Genomic DNA, 26802 nt, shown 5'->3' with positions numbered 1-26802 from the left:
TTAAGGTTGAGTTGCGTCGGCGGTTGTAGGGTTAGTTGCTGGAGCCGTTACAGGTTTAGTTACTGCAGCCGTTACAGGTTTAGTTACTTCAGCCGTTACAGGTTTAGTTACTTCAGCCGTTACAGGTTTAGTTACTTCAGCCGTTACAGGTTTAGCTACTTCAGCCGTTACAGGCTTAGTTACTTCAGTTGTAACGGACTTAGCTGTTTCAGCTTTTGCTACATCGTTAGTTTTAGCATTTTTAGGGCCGCGACGAGTGCGTTTAGCCGATTGCGTATTTACATCAGACTTGGACGTCTTTGAAACATTAGCTGTTGCAGGTGTTTGTTCTAATTCTGCAGATACTTTTTGTTCATTGTTAACACGTACTTTTTTACGCATATTTCGGCGTTGGCGACGTTCGGCTAAAACAGCTTGATTTTGTGAGCTGCTTTCCTCTTTCGCATTTTTAGTCTGTGTAGGCAACTTTTCTTGATTGTGAGTTTTTTGTTTTTCATCTAACTTCTTATGCTGTTTAGGTTCAACATTGACTTTTTTATTAGCGTCTTGTTGTTTGTTCTCAACATTATCAGGAGTTCGAGGTTTACGATTTCGACGAGTACGTGGTTTACGAGGCTCATCATTATGACGGTTGTTCGATGTTTTTTCTGTTACCGTCTTTTTAGGTGTTTCTTTAACTGTCTCTTTTACGACAACTTTTTCGTCGTTACTGAAGAACTCAGAAATTGCTTTACCAATACGGCTAAATACAGATTCTTTTTCTACTACAGGCTTCACTGCTTTAGCTTGAGTAGATGCTTTAGGTTTTGCACTTTGCGTTACTTTTTTAACTGCTTGAGTTGGTTTACTTGTTTTCTCTTCAAGTGTGTTAATTTGCTTCACAAGAGGTTGAACTGTTTCGTTATTTACTTTTGGTTCATAACGAGTGAATTCACGTGATTGTGTCAGTTCAGTGCTCGATAATTCTGAGTTATCGTCATCAGCTTTAACACGAGAAACTTCAAAATGAGGTGTTTGTAAGTTCTCATTTGGAATGATAAAGCTTTTAACTTTATAACGTTTCTCTAAACGTAGGATTGAGTTACGTTTTTCATTTAATAGGTAAGCAGCAACTGGAACAGGTACTTGCGCTACGATGTGATTTGTATTCTCTTTTAGAGACTCTTCTTCGATTAAACGTAGAATAGACAGTGCTAAAGATTCATTATCACGGATCGTACCTTGACCATTACAGCGAGGGCAAACATGCGTACTTGACTCACCCAGAGAAGGACGGATACGTTGACGAGACATTTCCATTAGACCAAATCGAGAGATACGACCTAATTGAATTCGTGCTCGATCTTGTCGTACTGCGTCACGTAAACAGTTTTCAACTTCACGTTGGTTTTTAACTGGGCCCATATCGATAAAATCGATAACAACAAGGCCACCAAGATCTCGTAGGCGTAGTTGACGAGCAACTTCATCTGCGGCTTCTAAGTTAGTATTTAATGCCGTTTCTTCAATATCACCACCGCGTGTTGCACGTGCAGAGTTAATATCAATTGATGTTAATGCTTCAGTTGGGTCAATAACAATTGAACCGCCTGAAGGTAGACGAACTTCGCGTTGAAAAGCTGATTCGATTTGAGTTTCAATTTGGTAGTGATTGAATAAAGGCACATCACCTTGATACAATTTAATACGGTCGATAAAGTCCGGGCGTATTAATTTGATGCGGCTTTTAGCTTCTTCAAATGCTTTTGGATGATCAATGAGTATTTCACCAATATCTCGACGAAGATAATCACGAATAGCACGCGCTATCACGTTACTTTCTTGATGTATTAAGAAAGTACCTTGTCGATCTTTTGCGCTATCTTGAATTGCTTGCCAGTGATTTAAAAGTACTTTAAGGTCCCAATCTAGCTCTTCTGCAGATTTACCTACGCCAGCAGTACGAACAATGAGTCCCATGCCTTCTGGTAATTCTAACGTAGCAAGCGCAGATTTGAGTTCAGTACGCTCATCACCTTCGATACGACGTGAAATACCGCCTGCACGAGGATTGTTTGGCATCAGAACAAGATAACTACCAGCTAAACTGATGAAGGTTGTTAATGCAGCACCTTTGTTACCACGTTCTTCTTTTTCGATCTGAACAATTACTTCTGTACCTTCTGCAACAACATCTTTAATGCTTGGACGTCCACGTTGCTTACCAGTACCTTGTTTGAAGTAAGTGCGAGAGATTTCTTTAAGAGGAAGGAAACCGTGGCGGTCTGCACCGTAATCAACAAAAGCAGCTTCTAAGCTTGGTTCTACACGGGTAATTTTACCTTTATAGATATTCGCTTTCTTTTGTTCATGGCCAGGGCTTTCAATATCTAGATCATAAAGGCGTTGCCCATCAACTAGCGCAACGCGCAACTCTTCTTTTTGAGTTGCATTAATTAACATTCTTTTCATTTTTTTATGTTACTTATAAATTAATTTTCATGCTTGGATAAATTAGTTAGACGTACATCAGGCCTTGTGTCTGTAGATAATCAACCTCTCGGCTGTTTAAATTAAGGCGCTGTTAGATGCTCTAATTGTGATTAAGTGTCTTACGATTATTTCTGCACTTATTAGATTCCATCGATAACTAACGTGTATAATTGCATTCGAAAAGGTGTCTTATATAGAAGTTGAATTGTGGGAGGTGGTATCCAGCTGGATAAATGAAACTCCCTATCAACGTACACCTTATATACAAAATGTATGCTAAAAATCCGCAGCAAGAATAACAGCATCCTGGTTATTCTGAAATTATTGGTATAAATAAATGATTATTTACCCCAATAGCAGATATACTAAAGCCATTATCATTCTTGGCTGTATTTTTTTAGCAGTACAGAGGGTATTATCCCACTGCCTGCATTAATATAGCAAGTTAACTTTCCATTCAATTTAGAAATTCTTTTCAAATTGATACTTATACGCATTTTGAGCTAGACAATAAAATAATTATGACCGATAAAATTTCACCGAAAGTAGAATTTGTAACCATTACTGAAGATTATCAAGGACAGCGAATTGATAACTTTTTACGCACCAAGTTAAAAGGTGTGCCAAAAAGTATGATTTACCGCATCATACGTAAAGGTGAGGTGAGAGTTAACAAGGGTAGAATTAAACCTGAGTATAAATTACAGCCTGAAGATATTGTTCGTGTGCCACCAGTGCGTGTTTCTGAAACCGAAGCAATCTCACCGTCTGCAAATTTAGATTCGGTACGAGCGCTTGAATCTCAAATTATTTATGAAGATGACTACTTAATTGTCATCAACAAACCATCTGGAATGGCTGTTCACGGTGGTAGTGGGTTAAGCTTTGGTTTAATCGAAGGTTTACGTGCTATCCGACCTGATAGTCGATATCTTGAATTGGTGCATCGTTTAGATCGTGATACGTCAGGTTGCCTATTAGTTGCTAAAAAACGTAGTACGCTAAAAGCACTACATGAGCAATTACGTTTAAAAACCATGCAAAAAGATTATCAAGCACTTGTTGCAGGCGCATGGCCACGTAGTACAAAAGTGGTGAATGCACCGTTGTTAAAGAATACAGTAAGCTCGGGCGAACGTATTGTACGTGTTGATGAAGAAGGTAAACAATCTCAGACTCGTTTTAAAATCATTCAACGCTATGAACACGGCACATTGATACAAGCGAGTCCAATTACTGGTCGAACACACCAAATTCGTGTACATACTTTACATGCTGGTCATCCAATTGCTTGTGATGATAAATATGGCGATAAAGATTTTACTAAACACATGAACGGTTTGGGCTTAAAACGTCTATTTTTACATGCCGCACGCTTAAAATTCTTTAATCCGGGCACAGAAGAAACACAAGAAGTTGAGGCGCCACTCGATATGGCACTAGTAAGAGCACTGGAAAAATTGAAAAAGTGCTAATAAATCGATAATTAAGCCATATGTCGAAAGCCCGCATTGATCTAATGTGGGCTTTTTTATTTGTATGCGCTTATAAAAAACTATTCAGCTAAAACGTCGTATCCTTGCTCTTGCAAAATTTCAACTAAACTAATGAGTGGTAATCCGATTAAAGTATTTGGATCCTTGCCTTCTAATTTAGAAAATAATGCGATACCAAGACCTTCACACATAAAACTTCCGGCACAATTATACGGTTTTTCGGTTTCAAGATAGTAACGAATTTGGCTGTCAGTTAACGTCCTAAAATGAACAATGAAGCGTTCAACTATCGTATCTGTACGACCCGTACATTGATTTACAACAGAAAGCCCTGTGTAAAAAGTTATATTTTGTGCAGAAACGGCAGATAATTGTGCAAAAGCTGTTTCAAAATTGCCTGGTTTACCTATTATTTTGTTATTAATGACACAAACCTGATCCGATCCGATAGATATTGAGTTACTATACTCTCGACTGGCAGCTTGAGCTTTTTCTAGTGCTAGGCGTGATACAAGAATTTCAGCCGTTTCGTTTGGCTTTTCGGTTTCATCGACTTTTGGGTTGAAGGTGTCGAAAGGGCAGTTTAGTTTTTCTAAGATCTGTTTACGGAATGGGGATGTTGAAGCAAGGATCAGTTTAGGTCTCATGGTTTATCTATCATCAATTATTTAATTATTTGGTGATTTTAACGACAAGTGACCTATTTTTGTAGGAAAAATTGATTTTTTTTCATTTTCCTTTTGACTCTAACATGATGAATCTATATTATCCGCAACCTATGAAAAAGGTAAAACTACCAGTAACTGTTGATCCTTATCGTACCGCTCAACAAAGATTGGACTTTAACACTAGTGTTGAAGCTCGTCTGTTGAAACGTATTACGGATGCAACGGCAGGTGAACCAAGTGATGCTGAGGTATCAATTTCGTTCAGTAAAGACAGTCAAGGTCTTATAGTGATACAGGGTAGCGTATCACTAACCGTTAACCTTGAATGTCAGCGCTGTGGCGGAATATTTAAGCAAGCTTGTGAAACCGAATTTAGATATAGTCCTGTGAAAAATGATTCTCAGGCCGAAGATCTGCCAGATGCTTATGAGCCCATTGAATTGGACGCAAATGGCGAAGTTAATCCGATTTCATTCATTGAAGATGAAGTGATTATCAATTTACCTCTGGTTGCTTTGCACTCAGAGGAGGATTGTTCAGTGAATCCCAATGAAATGAGTTTTGGTGAAATCGAGCCTGCTGATGAGCAGCCCAACCCATTTGCAGCTTTATCTGAATTAAAGCGCAAGTAATTAGGAGTATAGGTCAATGGCCGTACAAAAAAGTAAAGTAACTCGTTCACGCCGTGGTCAACGTCGTTCACATGACGCTCTAACTGCAGCAGCTACAACTGTTGACGTGACTTCAGGTGAAACTCACCTACGTCACAATGTAACAGCTGATGGTTACTACAAAGGCGTTAAAGTAATTAACAAATAAGTTATATTACTTTGCCTAATCTAACAATTGCGTTAGATGCCATGGGGGGCGATTTCGGCCCCCATGTCACTATCCCCGCCGCAATAAATATACTTAAAAAGTATAAACATCTCTCTATTTACCTTGTCGGTAACGAAGCTGAAATAACCCCTTTATTACAGCAAACTTCTACGTCTATTACATCTCGTTGTACAATTATTCCTAGTTTCGATGATATACCCATGGATCTTGCCCCTGCGCTATCACTGCGTAATTTTAAGCAGTCCTCTATGCGTATGGCATTGAACCTTGTCCGTGAAGGTAAGGCGCAAGCTTGTGTGAGCGCTGGAAATACCGGTGCATTAATGGTGCTTTCACGACATTTACTGAAAGTGCTGCCTTTTGTCGACAGACCTGCATTAGTTTCTGCGCTACCTTCTATGACGAAACAACCTGTATATATGCTCGATTTGGGTGTGAATGTAAGTTGTGATGCCGATGCATTATTTCAATTTGCATTAATGGGTACTGCGCTTGCAGAACATGTTGGTAATATACCGAACCCAAGAGTTGCTTTACTTAATGTCGGCCAAGAGGATATTAAAGGTAATGACCTAGTTAAGCGAGCTGCGCAATTACTGTCTGACCACCAAAGCTTAAATTATATTGGTTTTATTGAAGGCAATGATATTTTTTCTGGTAAAGCAGACGTCATTGTATGCGATGGTTTTACTGGTAATGTCGCGCTTAAAACAAGTGAAGGTGTTGTGGACTTGGTTATTTCTCAACTCACATCTGTATCAAATAAGAACATATTTACTAAATTGTTATCATTATTGGTCAAACCACTAATAATGAACAGTCTAAGACGTTTGAAACCCGACCAGTATAACGGAGCAACTTTGTTAGGATTGCCGGGTATTGTAATTAAGAGTCATGGTAATGCTGAGCAGGTTGCCTTTGAATTTGCAATTGAACAGGCCGTAAAAGAAGTTGAAAGTGGATTAGTCGATAAAATATCCACAAGTCTTGATGTTATTGATTAAGATTAAATTTAACTCACTTTATTAGTCTTTTCTCTTGAAAAATTCCATCGTTATCCTCATATTACTTTCTAGTTAGATAAGTTCATTCTCAAATTGATACATGAATCTTTATTAATTTTTTATAGGTAATTTATGTCAAAATATGCAGTAGTATTCCCAGGTCAGGGATCACAAACAATTGGTATGCTTGCAGATCTTGCTTGCGATCATTCTGTTGTAGAGCAGACGTTTTTACAAGCAAGTGAAGTGCTTGGCTATGACCTATGGGATTTAGTGCAAAACGGAACTACTGAAGATCTAAGCCAAACTCATATCACGCAACCTGCATTATTGGCTACCTCTGTTGCTTTGTGGCGAATCGCCTCTGCGAAAGAAAGCTTTAAGCCTTCATTAGTTGCTGGTCATAGTTTAGGCGAGTACTCAGCATTAGTATGTGCTGGTGTGATTAAATTCGAAGACGCGATTGCACTTGTTGAATTACGTGGACAATTGATGCAACAAGCCGTACCACAAGGTATTGGCGCAATGGCTGCGGTTATTGGTCTAGATAATGATGCGACGGTTGCAGCTTGTGAGAAAGCCGCAGAAGGCGAAGTTGTTTCGGCTGTAAACTTTAATTCTCCAGGTCAGGTTGTGATTGCAGGTAATAAAGCTGCAGTTTCGCGTGCTTCTGAGTTATGTGTTGAAGCGGGGGCTCGACGTGTAATGCCTTTACCAGTAAGTGTGCCTTCTCATTGCTCGTTAATGAAACCTGCAGCGGATGAATTAAAAATCGCATTAGAACAAGTTACTTTTAATACACCTGTCATTAAGTTGATTAATAATGTTGATGTAGCGTCACCAACAGATGCAGATAGCATTAAAGATGCGCTTATTCGTCAACTTTATATGCCAGTACGCTGGACTGAAGTGATAGAAGCTATGGCGAAAGAAGAAATTACAGCGTTATATGAATTCGGTCCTGGTAAAGTACTTACAGGCCTTGTTAAGCGTATTGATAAAACGATTAAAGGTAGTGCAGTAAATAATCAAGCAACAATTGCTGATTTTGCATAATAGTAGGAATAAATAAATGAGTTTTTCAAGTAAAACAGTACTCGTAACGGGCGCAAGCCGTGGTATTGGTCGCGCAATCGCGGAACATTTTGCAAAGTTAGGTGCCCAAGTTATTGGTACTGCAACTTCTGCACAAGGTGCTGAGCGTATTGGCGCTTATTTAGGGGATGCAGGTTTTGGTCTGGAACTAAATGTGACAAATCAAGATTCAGTCGATGCATTATATGCTGAGATCAAAACCCGTGTTGGGCACATTGATATTTTGGTGAATAATGCCGGTATTACAGCAGATAATATTTTCTTACGTATGAAAGAAGATGAATGGTGCAATGTTATTGACACTAACTTGACCTCTTTATACCGTTTATGTAAGCCTTGCTTACGTGGCATGATGAAGCAACGTTTTGGTCGTATTATAAACATTGGTTCTGTTGTTGGATCAACTGGTAACGGTGGCCAAGCAAATTATGCAGCGGCTAAGTCTGGTTTACTAGGTTTTACTAAGTCACTTGCAAGTGAAATTGCATCACGTGGTATCACTGTGAACGCGGTTGCACCTGGTTTTATCGAAACTGATATGACAAGTGAATTATCTGAAGAACAAAAACAAACAATATTAGCTCAAGTACCAACCAATCGTCTTGGGAGTACTGTTGAGATAGCGGAAACTGTTGGATTTTTAGCATCTGATGGTGCAAGCTATATCACGGGTGAGACTATCCATGTAAATGGCGGAATGTATATGGCATAGCCATTTATATTTGATTTTGTTTATAAATTTGCGAGCTTTTTCACCATTCGTGGTTTGACCACCAAGTTAAGGGTTGCAAGTTTATGAGTAATCAATAAACTACTAATCAAAAGCTTTATATTTTTTAAAGGAAAAGTAAAACATGAGTAACTACGAAGAACGCGTAAAAAAAATCATTATCGAACAACTTGGTGTTAAAGAAGAAGAAGTTAAAAACGAAGCTTCTTTTGTTGATGACCTAGGTGCAGATTCTCTAGATACAGTTGAACTAGTTATGGCTCTAGAAGAAGAATTCGATACTGATATTCCAGACGATGAAGCAGAGAAAATTACTACTGTTCAAGCTGCAATCGACTTCGTTGTTTCTAGCGCTGAATAATTCAGCTGATTAGTTTCTCGATGAGAGATAATCAAAATAAAGTTGTTTTGATAATGACTTTATAAATATATAAAAGCGGTCGCAAGACCGCTTTTTTTTTGCCTATTTGGAGAACGAGTGTGGCTAATAGAAGAGTTGTAATTACAGGATTAGGTATTGTTTCACCGGTTGGTAACTCTGTTACAACTTCATGGGAAGCAATTAAATCTGGTACCAGCGGCATTGAAAATATTGAGCACTTTGATACCACTAATTTTTCAACAAAGTTTGCTGGCTTGGTTAATGATTTTGATGCTGAAGCGGTTGGTCTCAACCGTAAAGACTGCCGTAAAATGGATTTATTTATCCAATACGGGATCGTAGCAGCAGAGCAAGCAATTAAAGATTCAGGGTTAGTTGTTACTGAACAAAATGCAACCCGAGTAGGTACTGCTATTGGTTCAGGTATCGGTGGGCTTGGTCTGATTGAGCAAAATGTGAATAATTTTGCTAAAGGTGGGGCACGTAAAGTAAGTCCATTTTTTGTACCGTCAACGATAGTTAATATGGTTGCTGGGCATGTGTCTATCCGTAACAATCTGAAAGGTCCAAACATTGCTATTGCAACGGCTTGTACTTCAGGGACGCACTGTATTGGTCAATCTGCACGTATGATTGCATATGGCGATGCCGATGTAATGGTTGCCGGTGGTGCAGAAAAAGCATCAACAGAAATGGGCATGGCGGGCTTTGGTTCTGCTAAAGCATTATCAACGCGTAATGATGACCCACAAAAAGCAAGTCGTCCTTGGGATAAAGACCGAGATGGTTTTGTGCTTGGCGATGGTGCGGGTATTTTAGTGCTGGAAGAATATGAGCATGCAGTAGCACGCGGTGCTACTATCCATGCTGAATTAGTCGGCTTCGGCATGAGCGGTGATGCATTTCATATGACGTCACCTCCTGAAAACGGTGCCGGTGCTGCACTTTCAATGAATAATGCTATCGCTGATGCTGGGATCGACGCAAGTGAAGTTGGTTATGTCAATGCACATGGCACATCAACACCTGCTGGCGATAAAGCTGAAACAGCCGCGGTTAAATCTGTTTTTGGCGAGCATGCTTATAAACTTGCAGTTAGCTCCACAAAATCAATGACTGGCCACCTTTTGGGTGCCGCTGGTGCAATTGAAGCCATCTTTACAATTCTTGCTTTAAAAGATCAAATATTACCCCCAACAATCAACTTGGAAAATCCGAGTGAAGGTTGTGATCTAGATTATGTAACTGATGGTGCTCGTGCTGTAAGTATGCAATACGCTTTATCAAACTCATTTGGTTTTGGTGGGACGAACGGTTCGCTATTATTTAAAAAAGCGGACTAATATATCAACATTATAACACTAAGCATTTAATTATTCATTTTTGTATACCGAACATAATAAATAAGTGTTTTTTGTTATTTGATACATGCAAGGTGATTAAACGCACCTTGCATGTATCAAACAATTTTTCATTGGTGTAAAATGTGTGCTGAATTTAATTTATGCATCGAGTTATGAAAAAGATAATTACTGCTATTTCCTTACTGTTTACTATTCTATTGATTGCAGGTGTACTTTTCTATTCACGCTATCAATCATTTGTGTCCGCTGAACGTGTACAAACAGATCATATCCTCACTGTATCTTCGGGTGATACCGCACAACTAATTGCTAATAAAATGATTTTGGAGAATAACTTCGAATCCAAAGTTTTTTTACGTATCTTTTTTAAACAAAATCCAGATATTATCCATATTAAACTCGGTTCGTATAAAGTAGCTGCGGGTTGGAATTTCCAAACATTATTCGAACACCTTGTGTCTGGGGGGGAATTCCAGCATAAAATCACCTTTATCGAAGGATCAACATTTAAAGAATGGCGCAAGCAGTTTACAAAAGCAGCGGGTATTATTGATGATACGGCTGACTTATCTGAAATAGAATTAGCACAGTTATTACAAATCGAAAACACAAAGCTTGAAGGCTTGATGCTGCCGGAGACTTATTTTTATCCGGAAGGAACGCTAGTCTCTGCGCTATATTTAAAATCACATAAAAAACTAAAAACTTATTTAAATTCAGCGTGGGAGAAAAGAGATAAAAACCTACCGTTAAAAACACCTTACGAAGCGCTGATTCTTGCCTCTATCATAGAGAAAGAAACTGGATTAGAAAGCGAAAGAACGACTGTATCGTCCGTGTTTATTAATCGATTAAATAGACGTATGCGTTTACAGACTGACCCAACCGTTATTTATGGTATGGGTGATGACTATAAAGGTAATATCCGTCGTAAACATCTACGTCAAAAAACAGCTTATAACACATATGTGATTAGAGGTTTACCGCCTACACCGATTGCAATGGTTGGTAAAACGTCTATTGATGCAGCACTACATCCAGCCAAAACAAGCTATTTATATTTTGTTGCCAGTGGTAATGGTGGTCATTATTTTTCAAAGAATTTAAAAGAACACAATCGTGCGGTTCGTAAATACATTTTAAAGAAATAAATTGAAGAGAGTTATTGTGCAAGCAAAATTTTTAGTAATCGAAGGCCTTGAAGGCGCAGGTAAAAGTACGGCTGTAAGTACCGTTATTAATTGGCTAGCGGAGCAGGGGATCACAGACGTGATCACCACGCGTGAACCCGGTGGAACAAAACTTGCTGAAAAGATGCGTGCCATCGTTAAAGAAGTGAATACCGAAGAACCACTGACTAAGTCAGCAGAACTTATGTTGATGTATGCAGCACGTGCACAATTAGTTGAAAATGTCATTAAACCAGCCTTGGCAAAAGGGCAATGGGTTGTTGGTGACCGTCATGATTTATCTTCTATCGCCTATCAAGGTGGTGGTCGTGGTTTTGATATTACGGTGTTGAATACACTGCGTCAGGTTGCTATTGGCGACTTTAAACCAGACGTGACTTTATTGTTAGATATCGATCCTGCTGTTGGTTTACAACGTGCTCAAGTACGAGGTGAATTAGATCGTATTGAATTAGAGCAGTTATCTTTTTTCCAACGTATTGGTGCTAAATACAAAGAACTTGCCGAAGCGGATGACAGTATTTACTGTGTTGACGCTGGCCAGAATATTGATAATGTTCAAGCCCAGATCCGTGAAGTGCTATCTGCGAATGTCGATTGCCATAACAAAAATGTTGATTAATTAGATGTTATATCCTTGGTTATTACCTCATTGGGAAAAACAGCAAATGCAAATGACAGCTGGTCGTTTGCATCATGCCCTGTTTATTACCAGTGCGAGCGGTATGGGCAAATTGTCATATGCGCAGACACTTGCTCAAACATTATTATGTAAAGAGCCTATTGGTTGGGAACCTTGCCACCAATGCCATCCTTGTCAATTATTCGAGACAAGTGTACATCCTGATTATTATCTGGTTTCAACTGAATCAGGTAAAGTGATTGGCGTTGATCAAATAAGACATATTAGTCAGAAATTAAATGAGTATTCACAGCTTGCTGGTAACAAAGTCGTTATTATCGAGCATGCTGAAAGTTTTAATTTAGCTTCTGCTAATGCATTACTTAAAACACTAGAAGAGCCAAGTAATGGTAGCTACATCATTTTGTTGGCTGAAAATAAGTCACAAGTGTTACCGACAATTTATAGCCGTTGTCAAAAGCTGCACCTTCCCGCGCCACCAGAGCAGGAAACACTTTTATGGCTACAGCAGCAATTTCCGATTGAGACCCCAACATTGACTGCTATCCGTATTAATCATGGGGCGCCTTTGCATACACTAAGTTATTTGAACAATGGTGATGATGGTTTGCGTCAAGAAATATTCTCGAATATAGCGTTGTTAACACAACAGCCTGCTGCGATTACACGATTGTGTGAGATCATTACAGACCGTACATTAGAGAAGCTATCTTGGTTACAATTTATCTTACTTGATTTACAGAAAGTGAATCGGGGGGTAGGTGTTGATTATATTGTCAATACAGATCAGCTTGAGTGGTTAACACATTTCTCAACGCAGTTATCACAAGAAAAAATTACTCAACTACAATCAGAATTGACTGAACTTCGCCAGTTATTAATGCAAAATAATAATTTAACGGCTGAAACATTGGTTCTGTCATTTTTAATTAAACTAAAAAGATTCATAAATTAATATGTTAGTAGATTCTCATTGCCATTTAGATGGCCTAAATTACGATACCATTCATACTGATCTTGCCGATGTTGTTAATAAAGCAACAGAACGTGGCGTGTCGCATTTATTAAGCGTATCAGTGACCTTACCACGCTTCAAAACTATGATTGAATTGATAGCTGAATTTGACAATATTCATGCATCATGTGGTGTCCATCCACTTAATCTTGAAGATGAATACGAAAAATCAGAGTTATTGGCATTAGCACAAAATGAAAAGGTCGTCGCTATTGGTGAGACGGGTTTAGACTATTTCTATTCACCTGAAAACAAAGATATCCAGCAAGCGTCATTTCGTAATCATATTCAAGTTGCAATTGAGCTCAATAAACCACTGATTATTCATACGCGTGGTGCTGTTGATGACACGATACGTATCTTAAAAGAAGAAGGCGCAGAAAAAATAGGTGGTGTTATCCATTGCTTTACGGAATCTGATGTAATGGCCGCAGCAGTATTAGAAATGGGATTTTATATTTCTATTTCAGGTATTGTGACGTTCAAATCAGCAAAAGATTTACAAGCAGTGGTTAAAACAATTCCGACTAATCGATTGTTAGTCGAAACAGATTCACCTTATTTAGCGCCTGTACCTTATCGTGGTAAAGAAAATCAACCCGCTTATGTTCGCGCAGTTGCCGAATTTGTTGCTGATTTACGTGGGGTAACCTTCGCTGAATTAGCGGAATCAACGACAGAGAACTACTTTAAGCTGTTTAACGCTAAAAAGTAATATCGCCCTAATATCTATACTCGTCTCTGATATAGAATCTTGACGAACTGGGTATATACAGCACTCAATTTTTGACGACTGAGTTGAGTGTGGTATTATCCACACAAATTTATGGCACTGTTTGATAACTTAATAAATTACAGTACTATCTCGATATTCGTGTGACGAACTATCGAATTCAATTATTATTTGGAGGCATTTTGGCTCACCTAGTTACCTATACATATAAAAAACAAGATAAGAAAATTCCATTTTCATACCGACAGTTCCACCATATCTATGAAGCGGCTGCTGCAGAAGAAGGCATCGATTTAACGCAATATTTGATAATGGAAAAACAAGTTGAAGATGTATCTAAAGGTACGAAAGCCGTAAGAGAATTCCGTAAAAACCATTTTACTAAATTAGGCTTTACTAACGTATGGTTTATTAAAGATGGTATTGAAGAATAACAAGTAAATAATACAGTGTTTTAACCATTTATTAGTAATTTACGAATTGTTAAAACGAAAGAATAGGTGGTCTATGAAGACCACCTATTAAAATAGCGTCAACTTAACGCTATGATAGTAACGTCAAACCAGTTGGTAAACTGTCACCAAAAATACGCTTCATTACTGTCTCATCAGAAGTTTGCACATTACGAACTAATTCTAACCAAGATTCTGATAATTTATTCTGCGTTAATTTCTCTATAACTGCATCCCTGGCCTTATCTTGAATATCCATTTCTCTGTCACCGGTTTTTCTGGCAATCATCACAGCCGCAAAAGCAATGTGTGGTTCTTTTTGCCAATTAGCTTCAAGTAATGTATTTAGCCATGTTTCAGCAATATGACGTGGAATAACATTATGTTGGCTACCATAAAATGCAACACGAGACGAGATACGACCTAATGCCCACCAGTGCAATTGTTGATTCTGTGGTTTCTTTAATTTAGCCAGTAAGTATTCACCAAACTCAATTTTCAGCGCCACTGGAATGTGCTCTAGTGAGGCGGCAAGTCGAATAATATCATCATAACTGCGCTGTTTAGCTTGGTTTATGATCTTGGCGTGTTTATTACTGTCTTCAACAAAGTAGGTCGAAATAGTGTCATATATTTCGATCTGTTGTTGTTCATTAAGACCACCAGCAATACGACGCCATAAATTCCACCAATCACTCCATGATTGTGTCGATTTGTTGTACTGAATAGCCGATTTGAATATTGGCCAAATCTGTTCCATACGCCAGTCATCAGCAGGATAGCCAAAGCCAGGACGAAGCAGGAAGCTTGTTAGTTTTAACCAATTACGTTCATGCTGCTCGGTACGGCGGCGGTTTTTAGCAAACTGTAAACACGGCGCTGCAAGTTCACGTAATAGATCTGTATCCCAGGTATCACGTTTACCTAAGCGTTTATCAAGGTCGTTACGCAGTGATTTAACTAATTTAGGATCGCTTTTTTTACTACTTGCACCGTACACAGCTTCAATTAATTTAATTGCCTCTGGCAGGTTAGGGTGACGCTGTTTAACCGCATTGGTATCTTTAGCATCATCATTGGTCGCCTTATTTGATAAGCTTGGGCGAACAGAGAACTCTAATGCCCAGCGTTGCTTACTGTTAGTTTCACTCACACATTCAAGTTGTAAAGTACCAATGCTGCTTAACTTGCAAGACAAGTACACTGACTCAAAACGTTTATGATCTTTGTGCTCTGGAATAGTAACGACAAAAGGCGGTAACGGCGTTTTACCTTTCAACTCACTCTCAAATTCTTTTTCAAACTTTTTATCAATAATGTCACCAGGTTTTAAATTGCTTTCATAGCTGGTAGTAGCAAGATTAAAACGAATGGGTTCACCGATCGTTAACGAAAACAAACGGCTATCTAAATTGATAACTTGCTCATCTTCTGTGCCTTTCGGCAATAAACAAATCGATTGCGGTTGACCTGAACGATCGGTTATTTCAATGAAGTAATTTCGTGGGCTACCACCACCAATTTTTTTCTGCTTACCCATTTTAGCAAAGCCAAATTCAACAGCGCCATATGCAACTGATAAATCAGGGTTACCATTGTGTAGCATCTGAACTTTTTGTTGCTTCCAACCTGATAATACTTTTTCAATGTGCAGTTTTACTTGTTGGCTATTAAAGATACCACCATTAACAAGCATTGCGGCTGGTACGACAGCTGTATTATAATCGTCGGCTGCGTCTACATCGTAATAAGTATGGATGAATTCGGCAATATGTTTTGAAATTGCAGGGTCCGAGGTATATGGTAAACCAAATTCTACAACCGCATTTTTTCTGTGCGTTGGTAATTCGTTAAACGCGCTATTGGGCAGGAAGCCATTAAACACCATATCGATGACTTCATTTTTAGTGAGTTCACATTTCTTAGACTGCGCAATTAACTTAGAGCCACGACCCAGCAACGTAATTGATGTGGTACTTGGTGGTTGCTCGGATAAAAATAGCTCTTTTGCTTGACGTGTCTGCTGTATTAGTTGCCCTAATGCCGCTGATTTTAAACGTTGGTCTGGTGATATTCTTGATTCGACAATATGGGCTAACGCTAAGTCGATGTTATCACCACCCAGCATTAAATGATCACCAACTGCGACACGATTTAAATTTAGCTCGCCATGATCTAATGACATTTCGATTAAGCTTAAATCCGTTGTACCACCACCGATGTCACATACAAGCATGGTTTTATCGTGTTCAATCAAATCTGTTTTAGCTTGTTTATTTCGGTGATACCAGTCATAACAAACAGCTTGTGGTTCTTCTAATAGCGTCACGTTTGTTAAGCCAACGAGATCGGCAGCGGCGAGAGTTAATGCACGGGCGGTGTCGTTAAAAGAGGCTGGAACAGTGATAGTAATATTTTGATTGGCAAGTAAGTGCTCTGGATTATGATAATTCCAAGACGCTTGAAAATGTGCAAGGTAGCTTGCACTGGCAATGACTGGCGATACTTTTTCAATGTTATCTTCAACAGCCCAAGGGAGAATGGCTGCTTGTGCATCGATACTTGGGTGAGATAACCAACTCTTGGCACTCGAAACTAAACGGCCTTTGGTCTTTGTGCCTAAATCGCGTGCCCATTGACCAACAATAACATTCGCTATTTCACCGTTAAAATTAATTTTTTTCCAAGGTAAAATACAATCAGTTGGGGCAATTTCGTTGTCATTAAAATGATAGCGGAATGAAGGGAGTAACGGTTTTCTTGCAACTTTGCCAGGACCAACCAATTGGTCAACGAGAAATACAGAAGCGCTGGCTTGATAATCATCGATATTTTTATAAGAAAGAACACTGTGGGTGGTGCCAAGATCGATGCCAATTACATATTGCGCTGTTTTAGAAACAGGTGAGGGCATTAAAAACTCCATATAATAAAACTCAGGGCAAAGTGCCCTGAGTTAAGTACACATTTATCAATATAATGACTGTGTAATGATTATGTTAGATCATGTTTATTGACGAACCGTTAATTCAATTTCCCAAGCTTCGTCGCTATCATCAGCAATCGCTTCAATTTTTAAAGTTCCCACTTCAGTCACTGTCACTGAAAGTGATACAGGAACAACATCGCCACTGTTACGGCTGCTTGTCTCGAGCGATACTTCGATATCAGGTAGTTGTTCAAGATCTTCTGGTTGCCAGAAATCAAGGTGGGTACCAACTACATCGTCACGACGTACTGTTGAACCAAAAAATTTGAATTTAACCGGTTGACCGACAACCAAACCAAATTGGTGTGTAGTTACATCAACATTTGAACCTTCTTCAAGACCAAACGGGGCAATACAAACTGCTTCAAGTGGCGGTTCGAAGCCTGGGATAGCTGGCATTGAGCTTTCAACACCAACATAGTATGAACTTGCTAAACCGCCTTTAATACGAACGCCTTTACCATGTTTCGCATAACCGTGGTAACAAGCACCATTTGCAACCGCAAGGTCTAAATCAATACCAGTTAAAAGTTTCGCTTCTTCTTCAACGTCAGCTTCAACTAACCAATCATTGATAATATCAATTAGCTTAGTGCTGATTGCATCAGATTTAAACACACCACCGTTAAATAATACTGCGGTTGGTTTGATGAAGTCACCCGCATCGGTTTCTAGTGCGTCATGCTGTTTATTCAAGAAGTGAGCAATGTGCTTCGTGATTGCCGCATCTTGTGCATACGGTAAACCAATCTGTGTTAACGCTGTTCGCGTATTTTGCTGTAGCATATCTGTCACAGTGGTTGCAGGAAAGAAACCCTCTAAGATCGTTTGGTGTACTTCATCGCGTGTTAATTCAGTTTGCATAGTGCCAGCAATTAACTTAGAACCACGACTAGGGATAACAATTGGCATTGTTTCGATGTCATTATCTGATAGCAGTTGTTCCTTAGCGTCACGACAAGCATGTGTGATCGCTTGAATTTGCCAAGGTTGTAACTGTTTACCTTCTTGCATTAATTTCATTTTTAGACGATATGCAAGGGCAAGATCCATATTATCACCGCCTAGTAGGATATGCTCACCTACGGCAATACGTGATAATGTTAAATTACCTTCAGATTCTTCAACAGAAATTAATGATAAATCCGTTGTACCACCACCGATGTCGATGACTAAAATAGTATCGCCAACATTGACTTGGTCACGCCATTCGTCACCGCATGCTTCTAACCAGCTATAAACGGCCGCTTGAGGTTCTTCAAGTAGATTTAAATGTTTAAGGTTTAAATCTTGTGCTGCTTGCGCCGTTAAGTTACGTGCAGCAGGGTCGAAAGAAGCAGGGATAGTGATTGTTACATCCTGCTCTGAAATTGGCGCATCTGGGTGTGCATCATTCCAAGCTGCAGCTAGGTGGTTTAAGTATTGGCTTGTCGCTGTTACAGGGGAGATCTTTTCAACTTCGTCAGGACTTGAGAATGGTAAGATCGCATCGTGTGGGCTGACGGTCGCATGGCTTAACCAGCTCTTGGCACTTGATACCAAGCGGATCGGGGTCTTTAAACCAAGTTGGCGTGCTACATCACCAACAAGGGCTGTATTTTCACCATCCCATGGTAATGGCGTTTGGTCTTGGCTGATCTCTTCGGCATGTGCTTGGTACACAAATGAAGGCAATTGGAATTTTTCTGTTACAGACCCCGGTGCTGATAGTTGTGGGATTGCAAACAACTGCTTAGCTGCTTGATCACTTTCGTCGGTAAGGTCGATATATGATAATACACAGTGTGTTGTACCTAAATCGATACCAATACTGTATTGTGCGGTAACTTCGCTCATAGTGCTGTCGCTCATAGTTCAACCTCTGCTGCTGCTACGATATTAGCATTGTGGCCTTGTGCCAGTTTAGGTAGGTTTACACTGCTGATTTTCCAGCCTTGATGGACTAGAATTCCACGATAAGGCGCACTACCAAGTACGTTACCAATCAGTTTGATTTCTGATGGATTAAAACCTTCAGCGACAGTTACTTGGCTTTCTTCTTCTTCAGTACGAATCGGCGTGAACGTGAAGTATTCATTAAGTACTTTTTTACTACCGGTATGGATGATACGTGCTGCAGCTCCAATTTGTTCATCCGTTGCACTCGTTAAATCTTCTTGAATGAAATCAACAAAACGTGCTTCATTTTGTAACAGTGATAAGAGCTGACATGCGGCGGCTGGGCTGGCTTCTTGTAATGGTGCTTTAATTTCAACAATTTTTTCTACTTCCACTATTTTTTCGATTTCAACGAATACTTCTTTTTCAACAATCTTTTCTATTTCAACTGTCTTTTTTCCACCTCGAACTAAGGTAATTAATAATAAGATTAAAGTCAGAGCGAATAAGGCGATATGCGCTGCATCAGGACCGGCAGGTAGTTCAGTGATGTTAGTAAGGTCGAAGTTCATATATTTTACTCAAGTTTGTATAAATCAATATTAACGGCGATTTTATCATAGTTATTTATGTAACGAAGCATAATGTGATTTTTTAGCTTATTTACCTAGTAGTTAGGAACAAAGAATAGCCATTTTAACTGGAATAATTAGAAACATATTTTCAAGGTGAGTTATTTATAAAAATAAATAAAAAAAAGCCCAATACAAATCCTTGTAGTGGGCTTAGGGAAACTGGCGTGATAGTAATATTAAATATAGTAAATTATTTGCGTATATCAAATTGCCATTAAATTATCGCGCTGTCGGTCGTGACACTATTCGTTAAACAAGTTGTTATCACGAACTAGGTCGCGCGGGTAGTTATTTTTTAAACGCTGATTAACACGTTTACCTAAACCAAGCACACTACCTTCGAGTAATACAACTAGTTCACCCTGTAACTCATCTAAATTATCGATGTCTACATCAGCAAAGTTAATGTCGCGTCCCATGATGTATTGTTTAGCTTGCTCAATATCAAGTGACACGGAGTTTCTATCGCAGTGATGACCAAAGGTACGCGCCCATTCATGTTGCGCACGGAAACCTTTTTTAAACTTCTCGGCAATCTTAATGCCGATGCGATCGAATTTGAATTTACCGATGAACGCTGGGAATTCTTTCGGGAATAGCCAGATTTCACTATCACGATGATAGAAGACGCCACTTTCAAATTCAAAATTAAAGGTGTCACGGAAATAATCACGAATTGCGTCATTCTCGATACGGCTAACGGGGCTAAACGGGAATACTAGGCGTTTTTTCTTTTTAATCGGGCGTAGGCCAAGTGACTCTTTTTTAGTGAATTTAGCAACAAAGAAACCTTCACTGTCATAAATCTGTGGCCAAACATGTAAAAAACCTTCTGACGTTAAACAGTCATTGGCCGTTGGGAATAGGTCGGTAAGTGGAATAACATCTGCGTTATCAGGATACAAATCGAGGAGATGTTGGCAAACGGCCTGGTTTTCAGTTTGATTTAATGTACAGGTTGAATAGATTAATGTGCCACCAGGTTTTAAGGCTTTAAATGCACTTTCAATTAATTCTTTCTGGATATCTGCAATATCATTGATACTAGCTAACGACCAGTTAATCATCGCTTTATCATCTTTACGGATTGCGCCTTCACCTGAACAAGGTGCATCAAGTAATACAGCATCAAACATTTCAGGTAACCAAGTACCAAATACATTTGCATCATAGTGACTAAGAGCAATGTTTTTAATACCACAGCGTTTGATATTCGCGCTTAATACTTTTAATCGGCTAGATGATAATTCGTTAGCCACAATAAAATTATTATTATTACACAATGCTGCAATCTGACTTGTTTTTGAGCCGGGCGCAGATGCGCAGTCAAGAATGGTATTGTATTGCGCTGTGATACCAGATACTTGTTCTTTAAATAATGCGGTAACGGGCAGCATTGAACTGGCTTCTTGAATATAAAAAAGACCTGCAATATGTTCCCAGCTATTTCCTAGCTTGGTTTCTGTATTTTCTTGTTGTAACCAAAAGCCTTCTTCACACCAAGGGATTGATGTGAGTTCCCACTGTTTTGTTTTTGCTAATTGTTTAAATTCTTCAACAGAAATTTTAAGCGTGTTTACACGAACACTGGTTTTCAATGGTGTTTTGCAACAAGCAATAAAGTCGTCCATAGAAAGGTGGTCAGGGATAATGTTACCCATTAGCGTAAGGTAATCTTCAGGCAGTTTTATATTGGAATGCACTTTGCGGGCTCAATTTAGAAAGATGCGGGCATTTTACCATATACCCCAACTACTTCAAGTTTAGGAAACTCGTCGTAGCCGGGTAGTACATTATTCTCTTATTTAGCAGGCTTTTGGATTTTGGTGTCCCACTTCAACCAGTCGGGGTTAACTTCTTGGGCTAATTTGAATTGTGCGAAAGGTTCGGCTAATTTGCTGTTTTTATCTGGATTTGGTGTCGCAAACGCAATACCACCAGCCAGAATCGTTTTTAATGATTCAGCTTTTAGGGTTGCGCCAGTTAAACCAATATCAACATTAAACCCTGATACCGCCCAGAATTGGCTATCATTGTGGACAAGGTGCTGATATTCAGGCTGGATGTTAAGCGTAATTAGTACCTTATCACTGAGCGCAGATAATTCAGAATGTGTAATTGAGCCGACTTCTATTTGGCGATAATAAACCGGCGTACCTGTTGTTAATGCCATTAATCGTTCACTGACTACTGTGACTGATAAGCCGACTTTTTCAGAGGCGATATCCGGCGCAGCGTTGAGCACGTTGAACCGTTTAGCTTTATGACCGTTACCTTTAGTTACGTTGATGTACGCGCCTGAGAGTATCGTATTGGCATTTTTGATACCATCTAAACCCACTTCAACTGATTCTAACCAATACAGGCTGCCTTGACGGGTAAAGTATTTAGCATAATCAGTTTCTAATTTAGCTGTTGCTTCAACGAAACCTTGGTCAACTTTAAGCTTAATATGACTGATTTCACCGACCTTTATACCTTTGTTTTTTATTTCAGTACCGACATGAATATCAGTGCCTGACTCAAAGGTTAACGTGACTATTGGCCGATTATCAGTCGCAGCAGCAAAGCTTCGGAACAGTTTATAATGGGTCAATTTTGATTTGGATAGGCTTACTTTATTGTTATTAACTGGTTTGATGTTATCAAAGTTAATACCACCCGCTGCGATCGTTAATAATGATTCTGCTTGAACTTGTAAATTACTTAAACTACCTGATATTTGAACACCAGAAACATCCCAAAACACACTATTTTTGTTAATTAGGTGTGCATATTGGCTAAGAATATCAAGCGTGATAATGATGTGCTCGTTATCGGATGCTAAACGAAAATCTGCAACTGTGCCAACAACCAATTTACGGTAATATACAGGTGCGCCGTTAGAGATAACATGGTTTGGCTTACTGACTAAGGTCACCGATTTATTTGTTTTGAAGGCGTTGTCACCCAATTTAGCGAGTGCTAAAGAAGGGTAGAGGCGGTATTGTTGTTTTTTGCGTTTAGTTTTGAACGCAGGGTCGTTAACAAGCTCAATACCACCACTGACTAATGCTGCGATGGGTGAGGATTTAATGTTTACGCCAGATATATTCGCATTCACAGATACACCACTAACATTGATAAAACGTGATGACGGGGTAAGTAAATGCGCATAGTCTTGATAAAGATTAACGTTTAAATCAATTAAGTTAGTTTTAGTATTAAAGTTCACCTGACTAATATGGCCAATAGGGTAATTCTTATAATAAACTTTGTTACCCACGGCTAAGCCGTTAGCATCGTTAGCGGTAATCGATATTTGTTTATGTGGAATAAGATCATCTACGTTTGACACTAAATCAAATGTAGTCCGCAATTCACCTTGCCCCGGTGTAAAGAGAATGTAATTACCAGTGACCAAGTTCACAATGTTTTTACTTTCAGAAAGGGACAGGTTTGCTTTTTCAACCCAAAACTGTGTGCTGTCACGAAACAGGTCTACAACGTCAGGATCTACATCTGCAATTGCGGTGGCAACAGATGGCGAGTTTTGCGTCGTAGGGGTTAATGATTGTGTCATTACTTGTGTTATTTCACCGACTTTTAAGCCGTTGAAGTAAATGTTATTACCTATTTTAATATCATTGCTGTTACTTAATTTTAATTTAATTTGTACAGCCCGCTGTGCATCACTAATACTGTTGTATAGAGGGTATATTTGATTATCATTGGCTGGTTTACCAATGGTCGGTGAATCAAATGCAAGTGCACCACTGATAATGGCGGTTAAACTCTCGGTTTCCACTTTGACGCCATCCAACCCAAACTTAGCGTTAATACCACTTGCATTCCAAAATCGAGATGTGTCTTTAATAAGATAGCTATATTGTTTATCGATTACGGCTTCGACTAGGATCTTATCGGTTTTTTTATCCAGCGTAAAACTATGTACTTGACCGACAGGGATCTTCTTGTAGAAAATCTCTGAACCAGGACGTACAGATGAAAGCTTGTCTGCTGTTAAATGCACAATTAACCCTTCATCATCTGGCGGGTTGTTCGGTGCATTTTGCACCGAGATGAAGTCGATACTGTACTCACCATCCCCTGGTGAGAGGTCAATATAGTTACCTGTGACTAGGGCGTCTAAACCCGAAATACCGGCAATAGAGGCTTTCGGTGCAACAAGCCAAAATTGTGTATTACGACGTAGTACTTGTTCTGCTTTATTATCAATTTCTGCGGTGACGTAAACGCCTTTGAGGTTGTCATCTAGCGCGATTTTTTTTACCTTACCGATTATTAAGCCTTGATATTTAACCAGTGTTTTACCCGCGACAATGCCATTAGCATTCGAGAAATGTACACGGATCTCGATACCAGCTTGGGTAATACTTTGGTACATAAGATAGAGTCCAAGTATGACAGCTACAATGGGTAACAACCATATTGGCGACATCACATTCGGTTTATGTAACACTGCTTTAGGTGCGTCACAGTTATCCGGCATTTGTGGTTCGTTATTTTCTTTCATTTTTATGGTTTAAATCCCAAATTAAACGTGTATCAAAACTTTCTGCGGCAAGTATTGTTAATATAACAACCAAACCAAAGCAAGTTGCTCCGTACCCGGGATCAACTGAGAGTAAATTTCCTCGGTTAATCACCGCGACCATAATCGATATAACAAACAAATCCATGATGGACCATTTTCCGATCCAATGAATTGCATTAAATAATAATAATTTTCGTTTTGGTGTAATAAATATTTTATTTTGAATCGATAATAAAATCAGCATTAAGCCGATTATTTTGAATAAGGGAACTAAAATAGAGGCTATAAATATAATGATCGCAATACCTAAATTGTCACTTTTTGCGAGAGCAATGGTACCAGACATAATGGTGTCTGGCGTCGACTGACCAGTACTTGTTAGTGTACTTATCGGTAAAAAGTTGGCCGGAATCATCATGATTGTAGCGGTGATCAAAAGTGCCCATGTTTTTTGGATACTACGTGGTATACGAAAATGAACACGCGTAAAACAGCGCGGACAACGATGCCGTCTAATATCCTGTTTTACACTAATTAATAAGTTACATTCATGACATTTGGCGATTTGATTATCTTTAGCGTTTTGCATTTTTTTCCATTTTCTGCCAGAAGATTTCTAGATTGAGCCCATACATGATAAGACTAGAAACAAACATAAGTGAAACAAAGCTAAGTAAACCTAGCTGTAATTCGATATCAGCAATGTCAGAAAGTTTAAATACAGCGATCAAAAAACTAACGAGATAAACTTCTAACATGCTCCATTCGGTAAAAAACTTAACGAGTTTAAGTAATAATATGAGCTGTGGTGTATTACGTTTAGTCAGTAGTAATAAACAAGCTTGTGCGAGACAAGATAAAAATAGAAAGGGCGCAATAAAGCTACAAAAAATAACGAGTAAACCGACAAAGTAAAACTTTTTTTGTAATAAGGCCCACGCGCCTTGAATGAGTGTCGCTGATTCTTCAGCCCCTAGCATGGTGATAGTGAACATTGGAAACACATTTGCAATAACAACAAGTATAAGCCCCGTTAATGAAAGAGCTAATACGGAACTAATGGAAAAAGCATTATTTGTATATAATAGCGTGTTACAGCGGGGGCACAGCGCATGCCTATTTTTTGCAATCGGTATATGATCAACAATAAGATCACATTTATTACAGACATTAATATTCGACATTTAAACCCGCCAATAGTTGATTCACTATGCTTTTAAAGTTAGCACGATCATATTGCGTTCATTAATAGCATTATTTTATTGCAAATATCAACAGTACCACAAGTTTATCCGTCATGATGTTGATTATAATATGAATGAATTAGTCTGTCTTAGCTTGAATCAAGCATATTTTATCGGTGGTGACTTGAATTAACAGGAAATACTAAATACACTGTCATAATATACAGTGTATTTAGGGAATTAGTTCATGGCCGTAATAGTAAAGTATGTAGTAGAGCGAAATGGTGTGGAAAAAATGGTATCTACAAGTAAAAAAGAAGCGGATGCATATGACAAGATGTTAGATGTTGCAGATGGTCTTACAGACTTTATCGGCACGTCATCTCTTGGAATTGATGACCGCCTTACAGAAGAGTTAGCATTATACTTAGCACAAAATAGTGCATCGCTACAGGTCATCTTAAAAGGTGGCAAATTAAAAGCGAGTGAAGAGAAAGAAGAAAAGGCTCCAAAAGCTAAAAAATCGTCAAAAAGCACGGTTGGAAAAGAAGCGGCTTAATCTTTCGTACGCTTAATTATTGTTTGTGAAAGCATAAAAAATCACCGGAAGAGTTATTTTTTAACACCTTTTTGGGCTAAGTTAGCGGATTAAAGATAGCATTTAATTGCAATCGCTCTATAATAGCGATAAATTTTATACATGCGATATAGCAAGATTACAATTTTGTTATATCAGAACAATTAGAAGTAATTTAAGGTAATTCATGGAAAACATTGAAAAGCTAAAAAATAGCAAAGAAGTTATCGCTTATTTGGTAGAAATATTCCCAAAATGTTTCACTGCAAAGGGCGAAGCTAAACCGCTAAAAATTGGCATTTTTCAAGATCTAGCTGAACGTCTAAAAGAAGATAGTAAAGTTAGTAAAACATTATTACGTACGGCACTTCGTCAGTATACTGCAAGCTGGCGTTACCTTCACGGCGCTAAAAAAGATGCTGTACGAGTTGACTTAGATGGCAACGACGCAGGTGTTTTAGATGCAGAGCACATAGAGCATGCACAAAAAACACTTGAAGAAAGCAAAACTAAATTTTTCGCTGAACGTAATAAGAAAAATGCAGAACAAAAGGCAAAAGCTGAAAAGCAAAAACCTGCTGTTAAAAGAGCACCTAAAAAAGTAGTTAAAAAATCGGCTCCTAAAGCGGATCAAAAGCCTACAATTAAAGTTGAACGTCCTGTAAATGAGTCGGAACTTAAATCAGGTCAATCTGTCAAAGTTGTAATTGGTAAAGCACCGGTACAAGCAACTATCGTTGAAGTATCTAAAGATGGTGTTCAAGTTGAACTACTATCTGGACTTTCTCTAAAAGTAAAAAAAGAGCACCTTTTTGTATAAAGCAATAAGAGTGTTCTGAATTTTTAATAGTTGAGTGTTAGCTAAATATATGAAATTTGGCTAATACTTGACTATTATGGATTTAGCGTTACTTATTC

At 38.7% G+C, this 26802-nt stretch carries 24 protein-coding genes; 15 read left to right on the top strand and 9 right to left on the bottom strand.

The genetic code is table 11. The features are described 5' to 3' along the window. Positions 1-2451 (bottom strand): ribonuclease E, encoded by a 2451-nt coding sequence (rne, locus tag BT797_RS19920; RefSeq protein ID WP_244893731.1) that lies wholly within the window; start codon positions 2449-2451, stop codon positions 1-3. Positions 2452-2993: 542 nt separating this feature from the next. On the opposite strand from rne, the gene rluC reads away from it, so the two are divergent. Then, a complete protein-coding gene (gene rluC / locus BT797_RS19915; RefSeq protein ID WP_045110342.1) occupies positions 2994-3947 on the top strand; it encodes a 23S rRNA pseudouridine(955/2504/2580) synthase RluC in 954 nt (317 codons plus the stop codon). An 80-nt stretch (positions 3948-4027) separates the two neighbouring features. Here the strand turns inward: rluC and BT797_RS19910 are convergent, their stop codons facing one another. Next, complete coding sequence (locus tag BT797_RS19910; protein ID WP_045110343.1) at positions 4028-4615, bottom strand: Maf family protein; 588 nt, start codon at positions 4613-4615, stop codon at positions 4028-4030. Positions 4616-4719: 104 nt separating this feature from the next. Between BT797_RS19910 and yceD the strand changes: the two genes are divergently transcribed. The 12 genes from yceD (at position 4720) to BT797_RS19850 (ending at position 14066) form a co-directional block, all read left to right on the top strand. Then, positions 4720-5268, top strand: coding sequence for a 23S rRNA accumulation protein YceD (gene yceD, locus BT797_RS19905; RefSeq protein WP_082276104.1), 549 nt, complete (start codon positions 4720-4722; stop codon positions 5266-5268). A gap of 16 nt (positions 5269-5284) precedes the next feature. Beyond that, positions 5285-5455, top strand: a complete 171-nt coding sequence (gene rpmF / locus BT797_RS19900) for a 50S ribosomal protein L32 (RefSeq protein WP_006033904.1) — start codon at positions 5285-5287, stop codon at positions 5453-5455. An 11-nt stretch (positions 5456-5466) separates the two neighbouring features. Beyond that, a complete protein-coding gene (gene plsX, locus BT797_RS19895) occupies positions 5467-6480 on the top strand; it encodes a phosphate acyltransferase PlsX (protein ID WP_045110344.1) in 1014 nt (337 codons plus the stop codon). Positions 6481-6612: 132 nt separating this feature from the next. Beyond that, positions 6613-7536 carry an ACP S-malonyltransferase gene (fabD, locus tag BT797_RS19890; RefSeq protein WP_045110345.1) on the top strand — a complete coding sequence of 308 codons (924 nt, stop codon included), beginning with the start codon at positions 6613-6615 and terminating at the stop codon, positions 7534-7536. Between the two features lie 16 nt (positions 7537-7552). Continuing rightward, positions 7553-8287 (top strand): 3-oxoacyl-ACP reductase FabG, encoded by a 735-nt coding sequence (gene fabG, locus BT797_RS19885; RefSeq protein ID WP_045110346.1) that lies wholly within the window; start codon positions 7553-7555, stop codon positions 8285-8287. Positions 8288-8429: 142 nt separating this feature from the next. Beyond that, positions 8430-8666, top strand: a complete 237-nt coding sequence (acpP, locus tag BT797_RS19880) for an acyl carrier protein (protein WP_045110347.1) — start codon at positions 8430-8432, stop codon at positions 8664-8666. 119 nt (positions 8667-8785) lie between these two features. After that, on the top strand, positions 8786-10030 hold the full coding sequence (gene fabF, locus BT797_RS19875; RefSeq protein ID WP_045110348.1) for a beta-ketoacyl-ACP synthase II: 1245 nt from the start codon (positions 8786-8788) through the stop codon (positions 10028-10030). Between the two features lie 173 nt (positions 10031-10203). Next, on the top strand, positions 10204-11202 hold the full coding sequence (gene mltG, locus BT797_RS19870) for an endolytic transglycosylase MltG (protein WP_075473255.1): 999 nt from the start codon (positions 10204-10206) through the stop codon (positions 11200-11202). Between the two features lie 16 nt (positions 11203-11218). Beyond that, positions 11219-11863 (top strand): dTMP kinase, encoded by a 645-nt coding sequence (tmk, locus tag BT797_RS19865; RefSeq protein ID WP_045112516.1) that lies wholly within the window; start codon positions 11219-11221, stop codon positions 11861-11863. A gap of 46 nt (positions 11864-11909) precedes the next feature. Beyond that, positions 11910-12839, top strand: coding sequence for a DNA polymerase III subunit delta' (gene holB / locus BT797_RS19860; protein ID WP_244534257.1), 930 nt, complete (start codon positions 11910-11912; stop codon positions 12837-12839). Between the two features lies 1 nt (position 12840). Next, on the top strand, positions 12841-13614 hold the full coding sequence (locus tag BT797_RS19855) for a TatD family hydrolase (RefSeq protein ID WP_045110351.1): 774 nt from the start codon (positions 12841-12843) through the stop codon (positions 13612-13614). Between the two features lie 200 nt (positions 13615-13814). Continuing rightward, positions 13815-14066, top strand: coding sequence for a DUF2960 domain-containing protein (locus BT797_RS19850; protein WP_019440304.1), 252 nt, complete (start codon positions 13815-13817; stop codon positions 14064-14066). A gap of 109 nt (positions 14067-14175) precedes the next feature. Here the strand turns inward: BT797_RS19850 and BT797_RS19845 are convergent, their stop codons facing one another. The 7 genes from BT797_RS19845 to BT797_RS19815 all read right to left on the bottom strand — a co-directional run bounded on the left by BT797_RS19845 (position 14176) and on the right by BT797_RS19815 (position 25307). Then, positions 14176-16998 (bottom strand): Hsp70 family protein, encoded by a 2823-nt coding sequence (locus BT797_RS19845; RefSeq protein ID WP_075473253.1) that lies wholly within the window; start codon positions 16996-16998, stop codon positions 14176-14178. Positions 16999-17094: 96 nt separating this feature from the next. After that, positions 17095-18924, bottom strand: coding sequence for an Hsp70 family protein (locus BT797_RS19840; RefSeq protein ID WP_211705557.1), 1830 nt, complete (start codon positions 18922-18924; stop codon positions 17095-17097). Further along, on the bottom strand, positions 18921-19523 hold the full coding sequence (locus tag BT797_RS19835; RefSeq protein ID WP_045110353.1) for a DUF2760 domain-containing protein: 603 nt from the start codon (positions 19521-19523) through the stop codon (positions 18921-18923). Before BT797_RS19835 ends, BT797_RS19840 begins: the two co-directional genes overlap by 4 nt. Before the next feature lie 305 nt (positions 19524-19828). Then, positions 19829-21289: a 16S rRNA (cytosine(1407)-C(5))-methyltransferase RsmF gene (gene rsmF, locus BT797_RS19830; protein ID WP_045110354.1), complete on the bottom strand. Its 1461-nt coding sequence runs from the start codon at positions 21287-21289 to the stop codon at positions 19829-19831. Between the two features lie 98 nt (positions 21290-21387). Next, positions 21388-24102, bottom strand: a complete 2715-nt coding sequence (locus tag BT797_RS19825; RefSeq protein WP_045110355.1) for an MlaD family protein — start codon at positions 24100-24102, stop codon at positions 21388-21390. After that, entirely contained in the window at positions 24089-24712 is a 624-nt protein-coding gene (locus BT797_RS19820) for a paraquat-inducible protein A (protein WP_045110356.1), read from the bottom strand. The genes BT797_RS19825 and BT797_RS19820 overlap by 14 nt, the downstream gene beginning before the upstream one ends. Continuing rightward, positions 24699-25307, bottom strand: a complete 609-nt coding sequence (locus BT797_RS19815) for a paraquat-inducible protein A (RefSeq protein WP_045110357.1) — start codon at positions 25305-25307, stop codon at positions 24699-24701. The genes BT797_RS19820 and BT797_RS19815 overlap by 14 nt, the downstream gene beginning before the upstream one ends. A gap of 247 nt (positions 25308-25554) precedes the next feature. Between BT797_RS19815 and BT797_RS19810 the strand changes: the two genes are divergently transcribed. Continuing rightward, on the top strand, positions 25555-25866 hold the full coding sequence (locus tag BT797_RS19810) for a YebG family protein (protein WP_045110358.1): 312 nt from the start codon (positions 25555-25557) through the stop codon (positions 25864-25866). A 205-nt stretch (positions 25867-26071) separates the two neighbouring features. Beyond that, positions 26072-26704 (top strand): RNA chaperone ProQ, encoded by a 633-nt coding sequence (gene proQ, locus BT797_RS19805; protein ID WP_045110359.1) that lies wholly within the window; start codon positions 26072-26074, stop codon positions 26702-26704. The last annotated feature ends 98 nt before the right edge of the window (positions 26705-26802 follow it).

The organism is Moritella viscosa (assembly GCF_900120065.1).
Taxonomy (GTDB): domain Bacteria; phylum Pseudomonadota; class Gammaproteobacteria; order Enterobacterales; family Moritellaceae; genus Moritella; species Moritella viscosa.
Note: the sequence above shows the minus strand (reverse complement) of the source record. Positions and strands in the feature narration are given on the sequence as shown.